The organism is Apibacter sp. B3919, from assembly GCF_026537405.1.
In the GTDB taxonomy this organism is placed as follows: Bacteria; Bacteroidota; Bacteroidia; order Flavobacteriales; family Weeksellaceae; genus Apibacter.
Window position 1 is genome coordinate 118,598 of the sequence record NZ_JAFNMG010000005.1, and the last position, 20,569, is coordinate 139,166.

The 20,569-nt window shown below is 29.3% G+C and carries 20 protein-coding genes and 1 tRNA gene; 15 read left to right on the top strand and 6 right to left on the bottom strand.

The window, feature by feature from the left end; translation table 11 throughout:
• Positions 1 to 58 precede the first annotated feature (58 nt).
• From J3U20_RS08985 to J3U20_RS09025, 10 genes are all read left to right on the top strand, one after another.
• Complete coding sequence (locus J3U20_RS08985; RefSeq protein WP_160542946.1) at positions 59 to 1,225, top strand: glycosyltransferase; 1,167 nt, start codon at positions 59 to 61, stop codon at positions 1,223 to 1,225.
• A 12-nt stretch (positions 1,226 to 1,237) separates the two neighbouring features.
• Complete coding sequence (locus J3U20_RS08990; RefSeq protein ID WP_160542947.1) at positions 1,238 to 2,164, top strand: glycosyltransferase family A protein; 927 nt, start codon at positions 1,238 to 1,240, stop codon at positions 2,162 to 2,164.
• A 13-nt stretch (positions 2,165 to 2,177) separates the two neighbouring features.
• Entirely contained in the window at positions 2,178 to 3,314 is a 1,137-nt protein-coding gene (locus tag J3U20_RS08995; RefSeq protein ID WP_160542948.1) for a glycosyltransferase, read from the top strand.
• Positions 3,315 to 3,326: 12 nt separating this feature from the next.
• Positions 3,327 to 4,349 (top strand): acyltransferase family protein, encoded by a 1,023-nt coding sequence (locus tag J3U20_RS10100; RefSeq protein ID WP_160542949.1) that lies wholly within the window; start codon positions 3,327 to 3,329, stop codon positions 4,347 to 4,349.
• A complete protein-coding gene (locus J3U20_RS09000) occupies positions 4,346 to 5,497 on the top strand; it encodes a glycosyltransferase (RefSeq protein WP_160542950.1) in 1,152 nt (383 codons plus the stop codon). The genes J3U20_RS10100 and J3U20_RS09000 overlap by 4 nt, the downstream gene beginning before the upstream one ends.
• A 1-nt stretch (position 5,498) precedes the next feature.
• Positions 5,499 to 6,047, top strand: a complete 549-nt coding sequence (locus tag J3U20_RS09005) for a serine acetyltransferase (RefSeq protein ID WP_160542951.1) — start codon at positions 5,499 to 5,501, stop codon at positions 6,045 to 6,047.
• Positions 6,048 to 7,118: a glycosyltransferase gene (locus J3U20_RS09010; protein ID WP_160542952.1), complete on the top strand. Its 1,071-nt coding sequence runs from the start codon at positions 6,048 to 6,050 to the stop codon at positions 7,116 to 7,118.
• Between the two features lie 109 nt (positions 7,119 to 7,227).
• A complete protein-coding gene (locus J3U20_RS09015) occupies positions 7,228 to 8,148 on the top strand; it encodes a dimethylarginine dimethylaminohydrolase family protein (protein ID WP_160542953.1) in 921 nt (306 codons plus the stop codon).
• Entirely contained in the window at positions 8,141 to 9,085 is a 945-nt protein-coding gene (gene ctlX, locus J3U20_RS09020; RefSeq protein ID WP_220233715.1) for a citrulline utilization hydrolase CtlX, read from the top strand. The genes J3U20_RS09015 and ctlX overlap by 8 nt, the downstream gene beginning before the upstream one ends.
• Before the next feature lie 71 nt (positions 9,086 to 9,156).
• Positions 9,157 to 9,230: transfer RNA gene (locus tag J3U20_RS09025), tRNA-Met, on the top strand.
• A gap of 249 nt (positions 9,231 to 9,479) precedes the next feature.
• Here J3U20_RS09025 and J3U20_RS09030 read toward each other — a convergent pair.
• Genes J3U20_RS09030 through J3U20_RS09040 form a run of 3 tightly spaced genes read right to left on the bottom strand, consistent with a single transcriptional unit; the run spans position 9,480 to position 11,190 of the window.
• Positions 9,480 to 10,247, bottom strand: a complete 768-nt coding sequence (locus J3U20_RS09030) for a hypothetical protein (protein ID WP_160542954.1) — start codon at positions 10,245 to 10,247, stop codon at positions 9,480 to 9,482.
• A 57-nt stretch (positions 10,248 to 10,304) separates the two neighbouring features.
• On the bottom strand, positions 10,305 to 10,649 hold the full coding sequence (locus J3U20_RS09035) for a hypothetical protein (protein ID WP_160542955.1): 345 nt from the start codon (positions 10,647 to 10,649) through the stop codon (positions 10,305 to 10,307).
• A 52-nt stretch (positions 10,650 to 10,701) separates the two neighbouring features.
• A complete protein-coding gene (locus tag J3U20_RS09040) occupies positions 10,702 to 11,190 on the bottom strand; it encodes a hypothetical protein (RefSeq protein ID WP_160542956.1) in 489 nt (162 codons plus the stop codon).
• A 519-nt stretch (positions 11,191 to 11,709) separates the two neighbouring features.
• On the opposite strand from J3U20_RS09040, the gene J3U20_RS09045 reads away from it, so the two are divergent.
• Complete coding sequence (locus J3U20_RS09045; RefSeq protein WP_160542957.1) at positions 11,710 to 12,708, top strand: acyltransferase family protein; 999 nt, start codon at positions 11,710 to 11,712, stop codon at positions 12,706 to 12,708.
• A gap of 219 nt (positions 12,709 to 12,927) precedes the next feature.
• Here the strand turns inward: J3U20_RS09045 and J3U20_RS09050 are convergent, their stop codons facing one another.
• Both J3U20_RS09050 and J3U20_RS09055 read right to left on the bottom strand, forming a co-directional pair.
• The gene (locus tag J3U20_RS09050; RefSeq protein ID WP_105296456.1) at positions 12,928 to 13,488 is read right to left on the bottom strand and encodes a threonine/serine exporter family protein; all 561 of its coding nucleotides are present in this window, start codon (positions 13,486 to 13,488) and stop codon (positions 12,928 to 12,930) included.
• On the bottom strand, positions 13,475 to 14,248 hold the full coding sequence (locus tag J3U20_RS09055) for a threonine/serine ThrE exporter family protein (protein WP_160542958.1): 774 nt from the start codon (positions 14,246 to 14,248) through the stop codon (positions 13,475 to 13,477). The genes J3U20_RS09050 and J3U20_RS09055 overlap by 14 nt, the downstream gene beginning before the upstream one ends.
• A 175-nt stretch (positions 14,249 to 14,423) precedes the next feature.
• On the opposite strand from J3U20_RS09055, the gene J3U20_RS09060 reads away from it, so the two are divergent.
• The 4 genes from J3U20_RS09060 (at position 14,424) to J3U20_RS09075 (ending at position 18,791) form a co-directional block, all read left to right on the top strand.
• Entirely contained in the window at positions 14,424 to 15,002 is a 579-nt protein-coding gene (locus J3U20_RS09060; protein ID WP_160542959.1) for a DUF4136 domain-containing protein, read from the top strand.
• A 459-nt stretch (positions 15,003 to 15,461) separates the two neighbouring features.
• The gene (locus J3U20_RS09065) at positions 15,462 to 16,805 is read left to right on the top strand and encodes a sugar porter family MFS transporter (protein WP_160542960.1); all 1,344 of its coding nucleotides are present in this window, start codon (positions 15,462 to 15,464) and stop codon (positions 16,803 to 16,805) included.
• Positions 16,806 to 16,824: 19 nt separating this feature from the next.
• Positions 16,825 to 17,835, top strand: coding sequence for a LacI family DNA-binding transcriptional regulator (locus J3U20_RS09070; RefSeq protein WP_160542961.1), 1,011 nt, complete (start codon positions 16,825 to 16,827; stop codon positions 17,833 to 17,835).
• Between the two features lie 11 nt (positions 17,836 to 17,846).
• The gene (locus J3U20_RS09075) at positions 17,847 to 18,791 is read left to right on the top strand and encodes a carbohydrate kinase family protein (protein ID WP_160542962.1); all 945 of its coding nucleotides are present in this window, start codon (positions 17,847 to 17,849) and stop codon (positions 18,789 to 18,791) included.
• An 80-nt stretch (positions 18,792 to 18,871) separates the two neighbouring features.
• Here J3U20_RS09075 and J3U20_RS09080 read toward each other — a convergent pair whose 3' ends face one another.
• Positions 18,872 to 20,509, bottom strand: coding sequence for a fumarate hydratase (locus tag J3U20_RS09080; protein WP_160542963.1), 1,638 nt, complete (start codon positions 20,507 to 20,509; stop codon positions 18,872 to 18,874).
• Positions 20,510 to 20,569 lie beyond the last annotated feature (60 nt).

Sequence of the window (20,569 nt, forward strand, 5' to 3'; positions counted from 1 at the left end):
AAATAATTAAAAAATATTAAAAATAGATTTAACTATATATTATATGTTACTTATATAAATGGAAGAAGTAAAGAAAATTAAAATTCTTTTTAGAATCCGATCCATGGAAACCGGAGGTGTTCAAAAAGTCTTACTAAATATTTTAAATCATTTAGATAAGAATATTTTTGATGTTACTTTATTGTTGAATCTATATCAAGGAGAATTAATTAAAGAAATACCGGAATCCATTAAAGTTCAATATATAGGAAAAGGAAGAGAATTTATGAATTCAAATTCTTTTATAAAAAAATTTCAATTAATCACTAGGGCTGCAAAATTAAAATTGTATTCAAAATTTCCTCGATTATTATATAAAAACCTAAAACTCTATGATAAAGATGTTGAAATAGCTTTTTTCCATTATAATTACGATGATGTTTTAAACAGTCCAAATCTAAAATCCAAAAAAATAGGTTGGATGCATGGTGATATAAAAAATATTACCATAAATGGAAATAAAGAGAAATTTGTAGCGAAATTTTTGAGATTTAATACCATGGTTTATGTTTCACAACAAACGATGCAAAGTGCAAAAAGTTTTAATGATCAGATTGCTGCAAATGCTAAGATTATTTATAATCCAATAGAGGTTGATGATATCATAGCTAAATCCAAGCTGAAACCAACTATAAAAATCAGTTCACACAAAAATGATTCAATACAATCATTTATATCAGTTGGAAGAATAAAACCGGGTAAAGGCTATCAACTTTTAATTGAAGCCCATAAAAAGCTTATTGATGATGGATTATATCATAAAATATATCTCGTTGGAGAGGGAGAATATAAAGAAGAATTACTAAAAAAAGTAAAAGAATATCGTATAGAAGAAACATTTATATTTTTGGGAGAACATAGTAATCCCTACCCGTTGATTAAAGAAGCAGATTATTTTATCCTTCCTTCATTTTCAGAAGCGTATCCTTTAGTTATTGCGGAAAGCCTTATATTGGAAAAGCCGATTATAACCACCGATGTTGGAGGAATTAGAGAAATGATGGTAGACCAAGAAAACGGTATTTTCATTCCAAGTAAGAATGAACAAGCCCTATATGAAGCAATGAAAACCCTGTTGTATGACCCAAAAAAAGTGCAATTCTTTATCGAAAATAATAAAAATTGTAAAGAAATTTTCTCACCAGTTCCTATATATAAAGAAATAGAAAAGCTGTTAACAAAGTAAAAAAATCAATGAATGGAAAAAAATTCCGTAATAACAGTAATAACACCCACTTATAATAGGGCTCATACGCTCGATAGAGTCTATGAATCACTAAAAAAACAATCATTCAAACAATTTATGTGGATAATTATGGATGATGGTTCTACGGATTCGACCAGTCAGTTGGTGCAAAAATATATAGATGAAAATAGTATTCCTATAGAATACTATAAAGGAAAAAATCGTCATAAATTTATTACCGTATTTGAAGGAATTAAGAAGGTAAAAACACCTTATTTTGTAATTATCGATTCAGATGATAGTTGGCCTGAAAATTCATTTGAAATATTGTATGAAGAAGTTTGCAGTATTGAAAACCAAGATCAATATATTGGAGTAATTGGACATTCAGCAGATACGGAAGGAAATTTAGTAGGAAGTTATTTCCCTGAAAACGGATTTATTGGTTCTATTTTAGAAATGAGGTATAAGTACAAAGTAAAGGGAGATAAAAATGGTATTTTTATAACAAAGAGTTATCAAAGAGAATTGGATAAATTTGATTATTTAATTTATGAAAATAAAGGCTATATTCCTCAAAGTGTTTTCTTTACCATTTACGATGCAAAAGGGTTAAAAACAAAATTTATTAATAAGATAATTCGTACTTATCATAAAGACGATAACGATTCAGAATCGGTTTCCAATACCCGTTGGAAGGGCAAAAATATTTTCGGATTAAGAGAGGGATATAAAGCCATGCTAAACAATTATAGCTATCAGTTATTTTCATATCCTAAAACTTTGTTTAGAAATTTAATCGGATTTCAATTTTATTCCTTTTTAAATAAAAAATCTTTAGTGTCAAATATCGCAGACATTAAAAATCCTTTAATTAAGACTATGAGTGTTTTAACATTGCCATTTAGCTATATATATTATTTTATAAATAAAAGATAGCTGTAATAAAAAAATGAAAAAGTTATTGTTTATAACCTATTCACTAGGTAAATCCGGAGGAGTACAAACCGTTTTAACTAATATAATGAATGAACTATGTACTAAGTTCGATATAACGGTTTTATGTTTGGATGGAAATGAGGTATTTCTATACGATTTAAACCCTAAAATTAAGTCAGTGGTTTTAAATTCTTTTGGAAATACAAAATCATTTCAGGCAATGGTACTAATTAACAAATACTTTTCGTGGTTGCCAAAGAAACAAAACATTAAAAATTATATTTACCAATACGGGGTATATTGCCTATTAAAAAAATGGTTAAAAAAAAACCATCAGAATTATGATACCATAGTTTCTTGCAGGTATACTCTTTCAAGCATGTTGTCCACCATGAAAGGAATAAATAAGAAAACATGGGCGTGGGAACACATAAACTATAAGATGGGAGGTTTTTTTTGGAATACCCTTATGCGACCGTATTACAAGAATTTAAAAGGAATTATTTATATAAATAAAGAATCCGAGGGACATTATAAAAAGATAAATCCTAACAGCTATTTAATCTATAACCTCATAGGTGATCCTTTTGAGAATATGCCATTTATATGTTGTGAAGAAAAAGAAAATACCATTTTATTTGTCGGACGGCTACACCCTGAAAAAAATATAAGGCAACTGGTGGAAATATATTCTAATTTAAAAGAAAAAGAAGGGTGGAATTTTAAAATAATCGGAGAAGGAACTGAAAAAACTTATTTAGAAAATTATGTAAAAGATCACCCTAATTCACATATAGAGATATTGGGTAATAAAACTAAAGAAGAGGTCTGTAATTATATGAAAAAAAGTAAAATATTAGTATTAGCATCAGAATCTGAGGCTTTTGGTCTGGTACTGGTTGAATCTATGTTTTGTAGCAATATTTTGATTTCTTATGATTGTGAATTTGGTCCTGCTTCAATAGTAAATAATAAAAATGGTTTTCTTATAAAGCATCATAATAAAGAAGATTTTACAAATAAGCTTCAATTATTAATAACTGATGAAGAGTTGTTAAAAAAATTAAATAAATCTTCTTATGAAGAATCTAAAAAGTGGAAAAAGGACAACGTTATTTCAACATGGAAAATTCTTTTAGATAAAAACTAACTAAAGTCAAAAATGGAAAATAAGAAATTATTATACTATGTTCAATGTTTAAGAGGTTTAGCATCATTACTTGTATGTGGATTTCATACACGTTATTGGATTAATTTAAATGATAATAGTGAGTTAGGAAATTTTTTATTTGGAAAAGGAGTGTATGGAGTAGAATTATTTTTTATAATTAGTGGATTTATAATGATATATACCACAAAAGATAATTATTTACAAAGTCAATATAAGTATTCAAAATTATTTATAAAGAAAAGAATAATTAGAATTGTTCCTTTATATACTATATTAACAATTATTTGGTATATTATATTTATTGATTCTTTTAATTGGAATGTATTTATTAAAATAATAAAATCCATAATGTTTATTCCTTATAATGAACTACCTATTTTATATTTAGGATGGTCTTTAAACTATGAAATGTTTTTTTACTTGATATTTGCAATAAGCTTATTATTTGGGCATTATAAATATATAGTTTTGCTTATATTTTTTTTGATATTTATAAGTTTACAACATTTTAAATATCAAAATAGTTATATGAATATGATTTCCAGCTTTCAGCTAAATTACTTTTTAGTAGGAGTTTTATTAGGATTATTTAGAAAAAAAATTATAATAAATAATTCTCAAATTTCATTAACATTGTTTACAGTATCAATGTTTATATTGATTTTATTTTTATTCAATTATATTAAAATAAATAATAAAATAAGTTTATTACTTTTTTTTACATTCATCGTATATAGCGTAATTAATTTTGATTTTTCTCAAATAAAAATAAATCTAAATGCCCTTTATTTCTTAGGAAATATATCATATTCTTTATATTTATTTCATCCGTTTATACCAAATCTATTAATGAATCATTTTAATATTTTTCCGGGAATATTTAATAATGATTTATTTAATTATTTTTTCTACATTTTAATGATATTAAGCATCATATTATTTTCATTTATACTCTTTCAATTCATTGAAAAAAAACTTTCAAATGAATTAAAAAATTTTTTAAAGTTAAGATGAATAAAAAGAAAATACTTATTAGAATAGGATCCTTACGTCATGGAGGAGCTGAAAAAGTTTTAATAACATTTTTAAAAAATTTACCCGAAAATAAGTATGAAATAGATCTGTTGTTAAATCTTAAATCAGGAAAATATTTAAAAGACGTTCCCTCTTGGGTCTCAGTATATCATCTACATAAAGGAGAAATGATAACAACAAACAAACCGTGGGAAATACCCGTTAAAGCTTTTAGAAGATCCTATGAAGTACTGTTGAAATTATTTCCTAAAGCACTTTATAAATTTATTTTAAAAAAACAACATTATGATATAGAGCTAATTGCCAATCACAGACTGTTGGAAGAAGTTTTAAATAGTCCAATAAAAACTTCAAAAAAAGTAGTTTGGGTTCATAATGATTTGTTTAGCATATCAGAATATACAAACAAAAAATTAAGTAATTTTTTTAAAGCAGATAAAATTTGGGTAATATCTGAAAAGATTAAATCCGGATTCGAAAAATTAGCCACAACCCGAGAGGACAGAGAAAAACTAATTAGAATTTATAATCCAATTGATTCCCAAGAAATTATAAAAAAATCAGAAGAAGATATTAACTTTACTTTTACGAAAGAAAAGAATGAAAAGATTTTTGTAGCTGTTGGTACAGTTTTTCCACAGAAAGGTTTTGACCGACTTATAAAAATGCATAAAAGGCTTTTACAAGAAGGATATAAGCATAAAATTTATATAGTAGGAGATGGGTATGATTTTAAAAATATCCATGCTTTGGTTAAATCTTTGAATTTGGATGATACAGTAAAAATGGTAGGTTATCAAGAAAATCCCTATCCATTTTTTAAAAATGCCGATTATTTTATTTTATCCTCACGATATGAAGGATATCCAACCGTTTTATTTGAAGCACTAACGTTGAAAAAGCCGATAATAGCTACGGATGTTTCCGGAGTCAGCGAAATATTACAAGAGGGTAAATTAGGAAAAATCGTTGAAAATTCTAAAGAAGGGATTTATACCGGAATGAAACAATTTTTAACACAACCCGAGATCACCCAAAAATATATACAAGAAATGAACGACAAGGAATTGCCCTTTACATTAGAAAATGCTGTATCCCGATTAACAACTATTTTAGACAATTTATAAAATGTCAAACTCTTTAATACAAAAAGATTATTTCAGAATATATGGAAAATGGCCGGGGAAATTTTTAGGCAAAGCTCTAATAAATCCCAATTTTCGGTATATATATTTTTTAAGAAAAGCGTCCGTATATCCAAAAAAATCGATATTAGGAACTTTATATCGATTGATTTTATATCATTACCAAACTAAATATGGATTTCAGATATATCCGGAAACACAAATTGGAGAAGGCTTTTACCTCGGTCATTGGGGAACAGTTATCATAAATCCCAAAGTAAAAATTGGCAAAAACTGCAATATAGCTACAGGAGTTACTATAGGAAAAACGAACAGAGGCAAAAAAGCAGGAGTACCTGTTATAGGAGATGAAGTATGGATAGGTACTAATGCAGTACTTGTGGGCAATATAAAAATAGGAAATAATGTTTTGATCGCGCCCAATGCCTATGTTACGCAAGATATTCCCGATAATTCAATTGTAATTGGAAATGTAGCTCAAATACAACCCAATGAAAAAGCAACCGAAGGATATATTAACAATAAAGTGTAAATGAAAACCATACTATTTATACTTCCGGATTTAAATATGGGCGGGGCAGAAAGAATAATTACTTTGCTTATAAATAATTTGGATAAAAATAAATTTAATCCAAAGCTCCTTCTAATGAGAAAAGAAGGATATTATCTTGAGCTTTTAGATAAAAATATTGAAATTATAGATATAAAAACGTCTCGAATAAGAAATGCATTTTTTCCCATAATTAAGGTACTTAGAACATTAAAACCCGATATTGTTTTTGGCGGATGGGGTGAAGTATCGGCCTATTTAGCCCCCATAATACCCTTTTTTCCGAAAATACGTTTTATAGCAAGAGAAACCAATATAGTTTCTCAACATGTAACCCGACCGGAAATAAGATTTTTTTATCGTTTTTATAATAATTTTGATACCGTCATTGCACAGAGTGATGATATGAAATATGATCTTATAAACAACTTAAAAATACGTGAGAAAAAGATTATAAAAATCAATAATCCGGTGGATGTAGATGCAGTTGAAGCAAAATCACTCGAACTTATGAATTTTCCATTTTTCGAAGGCTTTAAAAATGTAGTGGCTATCGGCAATCTTTCCTATCGTAAAGGCTTTGACAATCTATTAAAAGTTTTTTCATACCTAAAAAAAGAAAATATATTTTTATATATCATAGGAGAGGGAGACGATAAAGAAAAATTGATAGAATTAAAAGATTCTTTACAAATTAAGAATGTAAAATTTTTAGGAAAAATAACTAATCCCTATCCATATTTTAAAAATGCAGATTTATTTATCCTCTCTTCCAGATATGAAGGTTTTCCCAATGTATTGTTAGAAGCAGGAGCAACCGGAACATTTTCATTAGCAAATAATTGTAAAGGGGGAATCAATGAAATAATTGAAGAAAATGTCAATGGAAGAATTATTTCCATTGAAGATCATAAAAATTTTGCAGAGGAGATAAAAATAACATTAAATAAGAAATACGATAAAAATCGTATAAAAAATTCCATAATAAATAGATTTTCAAAAGATAAGATCATACACCAATATGAAAAAATTTTGGAAGCTAATAAAAACTAAATTAGGCGAATAAAGCCCGTTAACATAAAGTAAAACTCCTTAAAAATAAATTTTCTGTAAATTTGAACTAACTTTGATTTTTTTTAATCAATTAACTAGATGAAATATTATGCAGCTCAACATAAAAAATGAAACATCAAAGCTGAAAGTGGTTGTTCTGGGTCAACCCTGTTCTATGGGAAAAACACCGGAACTAAATGAAACTTATGATGCAAAGTCTTATGAAAATGTAAAAAACAACAGTTACCCTATAGAAGAAGACGTAATACACGAAATGAAGGAATTTAAAAAAGCCCTTCAAAAATATGATGTTACGGTTTTATCTCCCGAAATTTTAAAAGATTATAACCAAGTATTTGCAAGAGATGTAGCCTTTGTTATAGAAGATAAGATCATTATATCTAATATGATTGCAGATAGAGCAGAAGAACTCTATGCTTATAAAGAAATATTCAAATCCATATATTTTCAGAATATTTATAATCTTCCTAAAAAAGCAAAAGTTGAAGGAGGGGATATTATACCTCACAACGATGTTGTTTTTTGCGGAGCTTATGAAGGAAAAGACTTTGCGAATATTAAAACAGCGAGAACAAACCAATATGCTATAGATTACTTAAAAGATTTATTTCCTAATAAAACCTTTATAAATTTACCGTTAAAAAAAGATGATAAAAACCCGAGAAACGGAATTTTACATCTCGATTGCACCTTTATGCCTGTTGGAAAAGATAAAGCTATTCTTTACAAAGGAGGTTTTGCAAATGAAAAAGACTATCATTTCTTACTTGATTTTTTTGGCACAAATAATGTCTTTGAAGTAACGGACGAAGAATTGTATTACATGAATACTAATGTATTTTCCATTTCACCGGAAGTGGTTATTTCGGAAAATAAATTTGAAAGACTTAATAATTTTATGGAAAACGAATGGAATATAAAAGTAGAAAAAGTTCCATACCATGAAATATCAAAAATGGGAGGCCTTCTAAGATGTTCCACTTTACCTTTAATACGTACAAATGAGTAATAAGCAGATAACAAATACCGTATTGATGATAGAACCCGTTTCCTTTGGGTATAATTATCAAACAGCAAAAAATAATTTCTTCCAACAAAACGATTCGGTTTCCGTAGAATCTATTCAAGAAAAAGCAAAGGAAGAATTCAGAAATATGGTTGAAAAACTTAGAAAATTCGGAATAAATGTTTTGGTTGTTAAAGATACGGATCAACCGCATACACCGGATTCAATTTTTCCAAATAACTGGATTTCTTTTCATTCAGACGGTAAAGTAGTGCTGTATCCTATGTATGCTGAAAATAGAAGAGTAGAAAGAAGAGAAGATATATTGGATAGTATAGAGAAGGAAGGATTTATAATTAATGAAATAATAGATTACAGCCGGGCTGAAGAGGAAGATATTTTTTTAGAAGGAACCGGAAGCATGGTATTGGATCGTACTAATGAAATCGCCTATGCTGCCATTTCAGAAAGAACCAACGAAGAACTTTTTATAGAGTTTTGTGAAGATTTGGAATTCTCACCTGTAGTTTTTCATTCTACACAAGAAAAAAATGGTAAAAGATACCCGGTGTATCATACCAATGTAATGATGAGCGTGGCAGAAGATTTCGCCATAATTTGTAAAGAATCTATCCAAGATGTAAAAGAAAGAAAACTAGTAATAGACTTTTTACAAACTACGAAAAAGGAGGTAATTATCATTTCAGAAGAACAAATGAATCATTTTTTAGGAAATACCTTACAACTGGAAAACGATAAAAAAGAAAGATTTTTAGTAATGTCCAATACAGCCTACCAATCCTTGAATGCAGGTCAAATTAATGCCATAAATAAATACAGTCAAATATTGGTATTTGATATTCCCACAATTGAAAAATACGGCGGTGGTGGTGTACGATGTATGTTAGCAGAAATATTTTTACCTAAAGCAGAAAGTTAAAAATCGGCTTTTACTATTAAATAATTTTGTAAATTAATGAAATCCCGTTATATTTGCACCTCGAATTAATTGGCGAGGTAGCTCAGGTGGTTAGAGCGTTGGATTCATAACCCAAAGGTCGGCAGTTCAAGTCTGCTCCTCGCTACAAAATTATAACCCTCATATAGAATTATGAGGGTTTTTATATAAGAAACCTTCCTATTATTCTTTATTTTCATTCATTATTGAAATCTAAATAAGCTTGACTTGTTGAGGGTTCTTTCTCTAAGATCATAATGCATTCTTCATCCTATGTAAATCAGCATTTTTTTCACAATCAATTTTTAAACAAGAACTTAATAGACTAATTCCCGTTAATAAAATAATTATCTTTTTCATTAAACAATAATTACTATCACTTTATTTTTTCATAAAAATATAAAGTATCGCTTTGCTTAAGACTAGGAACTTGCCCTATGGCTATTGATCTTAAGATAGGAGATCCTTTTTTAGGATTTAACAAAATATACCCTTCAATACTACTATTATTATAGTATTTAGGATCGATGAACCATTTATTCTTAGAAATCGATGTAACTTTATTTTCACCTATAAATAAATATCTTGCATCATAGCAACAAGAATGTAGGTTTAAATAAATTTCACCCGCTTCTTTTGATATTTTTATATAATTACTTTGAGATAAATCAATACTTTCGTCATGTTTATAGCTTATAATTTGCGTAAGTAACAAACTACCGGAAGTGGTCAAATAAAAATAATAGTATTGAGATAATTTACCTTTATCAAAAATAATCCAGGTATCAATTGGTAAAAAATCCTCACTTTTTCTTTTTTTTCCTAAATCTAATAAAGTTCCCATGGAATGTAAACTAAGATTGTACTTATTATAAAATTTAGATAAAAAAATATGATTTCCTTTATCCTCAAGTACAGATATAAAAGGGTCATCTTTAAAAATAGTACTATCTTTTTTATTTAATAAATAAGTAGTAAAATCAACAGAATCATTTTTATAATTTTCTATTTTATAAACATTTCCTTTATTATCAAAATACTGAATCTGTTTATTATCCTTATTAATTACTAATATATTCTTTTCTTTTGTACAATTAAATAGTAAGAAAATACAAATTAATACTATAAATTTGTTTAAAATCATTTTTAATTAATTATAAAAGCGCATAAAAAACCCTTTTTAAAATAGAAGTAATAAAATTTATTGATACACTTTACCCTCACATCTCCAAGGGAAACTTACAATAGTTTCTTTTTTATGAATATAAAAAACTAATTCCCCTTTTCGTTTAATTAACGTATCTCCTACAGACATATTATCACTAAATGTTGACCACCAACGACTGTTATCTTTACAATGACAGGGTTTTCCTGTATTCATATCCGCTCCATATAAATCTAAATAAGCTTGACTTGTTGAGGGTTCTTTCTCTAAGATCATAATGCATTCTTCATCTCTATGTAAATCAGCATTTTTTTCACAATCAATTTTTAAACAAGAACTTAATAGACTAATTCCCAATAATAAAATAATTATCTTTTTCATTATCTATTTATTGTTAAACCAATTACTTAACTGACGAATACCATTGCTTAATCTAAAAAGTTTCGGATTTAGAAACAGCAACACCCGCTCCGAACCCCAATCCGGCATTTATTCCAATAGTTCGTACTCCGCTTGGATCATATTTAAGTTTACCATCTTCATTAAATACAGACGTTGAATAAACACCTCCCACCAAAAAGGATCCTCCCCAGCTAACATCCGTTCCGGAAAAACCTTTTAAAACATCTTTATTATCCCCATAGTTGTCATGAAAAGCCAATTGAGCCCCGGTTTTTACCCCCGGAATGCTCGGTTTTATTCCCATACCACCTCCAGTTCCCACAACTAAATCCGCATCACCGTTGGCTACTGCAATTCCAATACTTAAGTTTGCTTCTCCAAAGATTCCTTGAAAAGAAAATCCCAAGCTGAAACTAAATGCATCCGGCTTATAAGGACTATATCTTCCATATTGACTACTTGCTACTGCATGGTTGTATGCACCGGATATATAATCCGGTAAAAAGGAATTATTACCCACCACTTCAATAGGTTCAAGGTTGGTATAATTAATTTGGTTTCCTCCAATACTTTGTTGCCACTATATTTTTTGAGAAAAGATAGGAGTTTTGAGGAAAAAAGAATTAAACAACAATTGGTGATGATCTTATATAAAAATAAATATAACCCATAGTATGATTAGTTCTAAATTTTATATAAAAAAATATATTTTATTAATATAAAATAAACATTTTTTTGATTTTTATTTGTTTAAGTGATTTTTATCATTACTTTTCACTCATGATTATTGTATGAATTGCATTAACATTTTATATGTATATTTGACCAATTTTTATAAAAAATAGAAGCTTTCAACCTTTGGAAATGCTGATAAATAAAGTAATTATTTATTTATATGAAGTTGAAGATTTTTATAAATTTTAAGAATATTGAAATTTATTATTAAAAGTTGGATCTCTATATATTTATAAACAGATCGTTATATTTTAAATTAAATTTATTATACAAATAGTTTATTATTAAGTAATTTTATTTTTTTATGGAAAGGAATAAATCTTTAGATTCCGCTAAGTTCATTTTAATATTTTTTGTAGTATTAGCACATACCTGTGAATATGATTTATTTACATCTAAAATCAAACTTTTGATTTACATTTTTTCTTCAACCTTTACTATACCCTTATTTATAATCATTTCAGGTTACTTCTCAAAAAATTTAACATGGGATAAGTTTAAAAAATTCATCTTAGGCTTTGTTTTAGTATATTATCTATTTCAGCTTTTTTATTCAATCCCCTCCATGGCTGCAGGTCATTTCAATATCGTACGATATATACTTTTACCCATAGGCCCGCTCTGGTATCTTGCGGGATTAATTCTTTGGAGATATTTTATAATACTAATAAAAAAATTTAATATATCTGCATGGGCAAGCTTACTAATTTCAATTGCTATTTCTTTAGCTGTTGGATTCATTAAGATAGATCCTATCTTACATCCTGATTATGTTTCTGCATTAAGAATCTTGGTTTTTATACCTCATTTTTTTGTTGGATATTATGCCCCACAAGATATATGGTCTAGAATAAAAAATATTAAAAAAATATATTCCGTATTATTTTTTACAATATTTGGTATCTGGGTATGTTTATATGGAACTAGCTATCATGCATTCACCACATTTGGAGGATATTCCTATAGTGTATTTCCTACCATTACCGATGGATTGATTCAAAGGTTGATTTTTCTTGTTTTTGCCATATTCAGTTCAGCAGCATTTTTTAATATTATCCCGGATACCTTCTATAAATTTGGTTCCGCTAGTTTGGGCATCCTTTTATTACATATTATGATTGTATATCCTGTATATTGGGGGATAGTTACAAAACATTTCAGTCATATACCACTTTTAGTTGATATTTTAGCTGCTATAACAATTACTTTAGTATGTTTGTTTTTAACTAAGCTAAAAATTATTCAATTAATAATGAATCCTTTAAAATTAATTGAGATAATCTTTAATAAAATTAAAAGATAATTAAAAAATAAAATAAAAAGTTAGTAAAAAAAACAATCATATAGTTTTATATGATTGTTTTTTTACTAAATATTATTAAACTAACAAAAACTAATTAATTAAATAATTTAATTGTTGAATTTCACTTACTTTATTACTCAATTATATGGAGATAAATTAAATATAATCAGTTAAATAATCTTTTATATCATAAGACTATCAATTTGTTTAACATATCATTTATTCATTTTTCTTCTTAATATGAACCAGTTTATTAAATAATAATTGATTAAGATTAGTTTGTTTAACTGATCTGGTTTTAAAAATTAATAAAGGAAAAACAACACCAAATGCAAGTGATAATAAAGTAAAGCCCGTACGAGTAGCTTTTTCAAGCATTTCAACTAAATAATTAAATTGCAGAGGTTCCCCCTCTTTTAAAGTCATAACCTCGATCAAAGAAATCATAAACTCATAGCCCATTTTACCGGGAATAATATTAATGACAGCGGGAATCGTAAATACAATAGGAGGGGTGTGTACTCTGTGAGCGAAATATACGCCGGATATACCTACTAAGCTGGCAGCTGCAAAACTTGAAAATACAATTTGATTTACGAAATAATGTAATAAAACAGCTCTGCAGCTAAACCCCATAGCTCCTAACAAAGCCACCACCCACATCGAACGGTAAGGCGTTCTAAATATAACGGCAAAGCCTATGGATACCCACATAGACCAAAATATTTTTTCCCAAATAGTTACATTCTCACAAACGGTAAAAAAATTAATTAAATCCATATCCAAATAAAAATAATGATAAAAATAGGCCCATAGCGATAACAAAAATTAACATTGATCCGTGTATTCCCCTGGCAATACCTTGTGTAACATATCCTTCTAAAATATCTATGAAAGAATTAATTAAAGGCACACCCGGTATTAAAAATAAAACACTGGCAGCAAAAGCACTTTTAAGATCAAGACCGGTGATTAATCTAAAAATATTCACCACAGATACGGCAGTAAAAGAAGCAATAGTAAAAATTATAAAAATGTTGAATTTTTTTTGAGTTAAAAACTGTCTGGAAAGGATTCCCAAAACAGTCGCAAGGAAAGTAATAAAAAATTCAATCCAACTACCATTAAGAATTCTGCATAAACTGGCTCCGGCAAGACCTACAAAAAACCAAATGGCGGGTTTTGGGTAATGATTAATTTTCTTTATAGAATTAAATTGTTCATTAACGGCATTCACATCCATTTGTTCATGGATCACTCTCCATGATAATATGCTGATCTCGGAAACAATTTCAAAATTTACTCCAATATGAGGTATAGCACGAACTATAGTATGCATAACATGAGTTTTCTTATCTCTCACACTAAGTACAACGCCTGATAACGAAAAAAATAAATCAGCTTCATAACCAAGAGCCCCGGCTATTCTTTGCGTATTTTTTAATGTTCGCGAAGTATTAGCACCATTCATGATAAGGCTTATAGCAATATCTGAAATAACTTCACTTACAAATTTTATTTCAATTGAAGTATCAGTCATAAAGAAGTATTAATTAACAGGTGTAAAATTATAACAAGGAAGTAGAGTTTTGAGATAAAATAACGTAAACCTGATAACAATCACATAAAAGAGACATAATTTAGATAGGCAAGTAAAATATGACTAAAATATTAGTAAATTTGTTACTTATGTTGAATGTAAATTATATAAATATATGAAATCACATTGGCTGTTATTTATTTTACTAATTACATTGCTTTCATGTCAAACCAATAATCTATCAGTAGATTATGATTCAGGATATAATTTTTCTACAGTAAAAACCTATAATTATTATGCAGATAATAAAGTAAAACTTAATAATAAAATAGACAGTACCAATTTTATGAAAAACCTGGATGCGGTGTTGCTTTCCAAAGGTTTAATAAAAGATGTTGATAACCCCGATGTATATGTAGCCGTGGAAGTTTATACCCAACTTACACACCCTGCCAACAGTTCGGTCAATTTAGGAATTGGAGGAGGAAGTGGCTGGTTTGGATTAGGTACTAATGTAGATATACCCATAAAAAATAATAGTAAAATTGTTAATTATTCGTTTAAAATCGATTTTGATGATGCAAAAACTAAAAATTTAGTTTGGACATCAAAAGTTGTCGATTCTAAACCTTTTAATACTTCTACCGCTTCTAGAGCTTCCTTTTATAATTCATCAATTAATTTGTTGTTTAAGAATTATCCGCCTAAGAAAATTAGAAAATCCAAACCAAGCAAAACGAACTATTACAATTAGTTTAAATTTAATGATATAAGCCCCTATATTAATATATTGGATTAGTACAAAGAATTATTAGGTTAAGATTATATAGCTTTCTTAAGTAAGATTGTATGATGTTTTTAACATATAAGAATTATAAAGTATATATAAATCTATAGCAAATGTTTAAACGTTTAAACGGTAGATTAAGAAAGATAAAAGATTTATATTTTTTAAACTAAAAATCTTTTTAAAGTTAAAGAATCATTTTTTCAACCTAACAATATTTAAATTTAAGAATTCATTTTGGTTTACATTTAATAAAATTATTTTTGAATCATTTGAAAAAATAAGTTGTATAATTATGTACTATCAATCTCCACACCTATAAAAATATTATCATTCTTTAATATGATATAACTCATTTCAAATAAAATCATTTAATCGGTTAAATGATATAATTTTACTGCATGAAACCACAAACATAAATGTAATATGAATACAAAATATCTATATTGGATTACTTTCGTTGCAGTAAACGGAGGTCTATTATTCGGTTTAAATATGGCGGGAATTGCCGGAGCCAATGATCTCATAAAGCAAGATTTCAGTTTAAGCGATAGCGGATTAGGTATGGTTGCCAGTTTTTTAATGATTGGTTGCTTAATTGGAGCTTTTTTCACCGGCAGTATTGCTGAAAAATACGGTCGTAAAAATGTTATGATCATTACAGCAATTATATATATAATTTCTTCTTTAGGTTGTGCTTTTGCAACCAGCTTTATAGGATTAACTATTTTTAGGGTTCTTTCCGGTTTCGCCGTAGGAGCTACTTCAGTAGTAGGCCCCATGTATATTTCAGAAATCTCCCCGGCCAATAAAAGAGGAACGTTGGTATCATTCAATCAATTTGCAATAACCATCGGTATCTTTTTAGCCTATGTTTTTGATTATTTCTTGATTAATTTAGGTCAAGAAAGTTGGAGGTATATGTTGGGAGTTCCAGCCCTGTTCGGAATCATTTTTTTACTATATTTAGTATTCTCATTTCCGGAAAGTCCGCGCTGGCTCTTAGCTAAGGGGAAAAAAGACGAAGCCGTAGAAATTCTTAATAAAATAGGAGGAGATAGTTATGTGAAAAACGAACTTCCTGAAATGGAAAAATCCATAAATGCAGAAAAGAACAAAGAAAAAGCCAGCAGTAAAGAATTATTTAACGGAAAGACTGGCAAAATAGTTGCAATAGGAACCCTTATAGCTGCATTCCAGCAGATTACCGGTATAAATGCTGTATTAATATTTGCACCGGATATTTTCCGTTCTGCCGGAGTAGGTGGAGATACAGCTTTACTTCAATCCATGATCGTGGGAATTGTAAATGTATTAATGACTATAGTTGCCTTGAAATTAGTGGATTCTAAAGGTCGTAAAACTCTTTTATTATGGGGAGCTTTTGGAATGGCTGTTTCTTTAGGATATTTGACATATGCTTTCTTACAACCTGAAAAAAATAGTATGGGAGTTTTAATAGCCTTATTAGGATATATCTCCTTTTTTGCTGCATCCTTCGCTCCGGTAATGTGGGTAATTATATCCGAAATTTATCCTAATAGAATTAAAGGATTAGCAATGTCTTTTTCAACTGCTGTTAGCTGGGGTTGTACATTTTTAACTGTATATTTTGCACCAATTATACGAGCAAATTTAGGAGACAGTGCATTATTTGGAATTTTTGGAATATTTACTGTAATTGCCTTTATTTTTGTTAAATTTTGGATTCCGGAAACCAAAGGAAAATCTTTAGAACAAATTGAAAAAGAATTAGGGCTTATTGACTAAGCTATAAAATACAATTACTATGAAAAGAGTTTCAATTAAAGATGTTGCTTTAAAAGCAGGAGTTTCGACTGCGTTGGTTTCATATGTTTTGAACGGTCGTCATACCGATAGAATAAGTAAACTAACAGCAGAAAAAATAAAAAATGCAGCTAAAGAACTGAATTACCGACCCAATAGCATAGCGCGAAGTCTCAAAGCCAAAAAAACTCATACCATTGCCTTGTTGGTTGCAGATATTGCCAACCCGTTTGCTTCTCAAATAGCAAGGATTATTGAAGATGAGATAAGCAGCAAAGGATATGTAATATTAATTGGAAGTTCCGATGAAAACGCAGAAAAATTGCAGCAATTAATAGATATTTTTCTTACCAGACAGGTAGATGGTTTTATAATTCTACCGGTAGAAGGCTCAGAAAAGTATATATTGGATTTAGCTAAAACCAATGCTCCGATAGTTTTAATAGACAGATATTTTAATAATAATATGGAAATACCCGTAATTACTACTAATAATTACGGAGCATCCTATCAAGCCACAGAACATTTAATAAAAAAAGGAAAAAAGAACATAGGCATACTAACATTTCAAACGGAATTAATTCATATAAATGAAAGAGTAAATGGCTATAAAAGAGCTGTGTTGGATAGGGGTTTAACTATTAAGTCAGAAAATATAAAATACATTAATGAAGCGGAAATAGATATAGAAGTTTCCCATGCTATAGATGAATTACTATCAAAAGAAGAAGCCATTGATGCCTTATTTTTTGCAACAAATAAATTAGCGTTGGCAGGACTTAAAAAGCTAATGACGTTAAACATAAGAATACCCGACGAATTAGCACTAATTACCTTTGATGAATCAGAAGCCTTTGACATCTTTAAAGTACCGGTGAGCCATATAAAACAACCTTTGTATGAAATATCCAAAGAAGCTGTAGAAATAATTACCGGCATGATTGAAGATAAAAATTTAAAATTCAAACCGAGAGTGTACAACTCCAAATTAATAATAAAACAATCTTCTTAATAAGATACATAATGAAAAATAATATGAATACGAAGCCCATCATTTGTTTTGGAGAAATATTATGGGATATATTCCCATCAGGAAAGAAAATAGGAGGAGCTCCATTTAATGTTGCATATCATCTTAATAAAATGGGTGTTGATGGAAGAATGATTAGTTGTGTTGGAAATGATGAATTAGGCAGAGAATTGCTTAACAAAGTACAAGAAGCAGCGATTCCGACAGAAGAATGCCAGATAAGCGATAAATACAACACAGGTACTGTAATAGCAGAAATAGATAAAAATAACGAAGCTCATTATACCATTGTAGAACCCGTAGCTTGGGACTTTATAGAATGGAAAGATGAATATGAAAATTTAGTAAAGAATTCACAAGGATTTGTATTTGGAAGTTTAGGAAGCAGAAATAATTTATCCAAAAACACTTTGTCAAAATTAATTGAAGTTGCGCCATATAAAGTTTTTGACATCAATCTACGACCTCCATATATTTCTCAAGAATCGATTATCGATTTTATGAAAAAAGCCGATTTAGTAAAGATGAATAAGGCAGAATTAAGGCTTTTGTTAGAATGGGTGGGGAAAGAATATACATCCGAAGAAGATGCCGTTAAATATGTTCGTAAAACATTCTCTTTAGATGGACTAATTGTAACCAAAGGAAGTAAAGGAGCGGTATATTGTGATCAATATCAATATATATATTCAGAAGCTATACAAGTTGAAATTAAAGATACAGTCGGTAGTGGTGATTCTTTTCTGGCCGGATTTTTAGCTAAACGAGCTCAAGGGTTCTCAAATTTAGATGCTATGAAAGAAGCAATTGCTTTAGGAGCATTTATAACCAATCACATAGGAGCATGCCCGGTATATGATTTAGAAGAATTCCAAAAATTCAAACAGGATAAATCGATAAACAGTAACACATTTATAGAAGATCAAACAATCAATTAGCATACACTAATCTTATCTATATATAGATAAAAAGCAGCTTATATTATTAAGCTGCTTTTTAAATATAAAGATAAAATTAATTAGCAGTTACACGAAGTATTTTTTATCTGTTGAAAGAAATCATTACCCTTGTCATCCACGAGAATAAAAGCAGGAAAGTTCTCAACCTCTATTTTCCAAATAGCTTCCATTCCTAGTTCGGGATACTCCAAACATTCTAAATGTTTAATATTAGTTTGTGCAAGAATTGCAGCAGGTCCCCCTATACTTCCTAAATAAAAACCGCCGTATTTATGACAAGCGTCTGTAACCTGTTGGCTTCTGTTTCCTTTTGCAATCATAATTAAGCTGCCTCCATGGGATTGGAAAGAATCCACATAAGAATCCATTCTTCCGGCAGTAGTGGGCCCCATAGATCCCGAAGCATACCCGGCAGGTGTTTTAGCCGGTCCGGCATAATAAATAGGATGATCTTTTATATATTGCGGTAACTCTTCTCCATTATCCAATTTTTCTTGCAGTTTCGCATGAGCGATATCCCGTCCTACAATAATAGTTCCGGTTAAAGATAGTCGAGTAGAAACAGGATATTGGGACAATTCGGAAAGAATCTCTTTCATCGGTCGATTTAAATCAATCGCAACACCTCCGGCTTCTCCTGCCTTTTGATATTGTTCAGGAATTAGTCGGGCAGGATTATCTTCCAATTTTTCAATCCAAATACCGTCTTTATTTATTTTTGCTTTAATATTTCGATCGGCAGAACAAGAAACACCCATTCCAACCGGACAAGATGCTCCGTGTCTTGGTAGTCGTATAACCCTGATATCATGTGCAAAAAATTTACCCCCGAATTGTGCGCCTAACCCTAATTCTCGAGCGGCATTCAATAGCTTTTTTTCCATTTCAAGATCCCGAAAAGCACGCCCGCCTTCATTTCCTGATGTTGCCAAGTTATCATAATATTTAGTAGAAGCAAGCTTAACTGTTTTCAAGTTAGTTTCAGCCGATGTTCCTCCAATTACAAAAGCAATATGATAAGGAGGACAAGCAGCAGTACCCAACGATTTCATTTTTTCTACTAAAAAAGGAAATAATTTATCGGGATTTAATAATGCTTTAGTCTCTTGATATAAATAAGTTTTATTTGCTGAACCTCCTCCCTTTGCAACAAATAAAAATTTATATTCCTGTCCGTTTACAGCATATAAATCTATTTGAGCGGGAAGATTGGTTCCTGTATTCACCTCTTTATATAAGTCTAAAGGAGCATTTTGAGAATAACGCAGATTATCAGATGTAAAAGTATTGTATACTCCCTTAGATAAAGCTTCTTCATCATTACCTCCGGTCCATACCTGTTGGCCCTTTTTTCCCATAATAATGGCTGTTCCGGTATCTTGACAAAAAGGAAGAATTCCTTTAGCTGAGATTTCAGAATTTCGTAAAAAAGTAAGAGCCACAAACTTGTCGTTTTCACTGGCATTCGGATCTGATAGTATACTTGCTACTTGTTTTTGATGTTCCGGACGAAGTAAAAATTCAACATTATGAAATGCATGTTGAGCCAGAAGAGTTAAACCTTCCGGTTCTATTTTAAGAATTTCTTTTCCTTCAAATGTAGAGGTTGAAATATAATCTTTAGTTAGTAAATAGTATTCTGTAAGATCTTTTCCTTGTTCAAAAGTTTCTTGATACTTAAAATCCGGTGTTGCCATATAGTAAGCCTAGTTTTATAAATTTAACAGCGCTAAAATTATATATTAATAGATTTATAA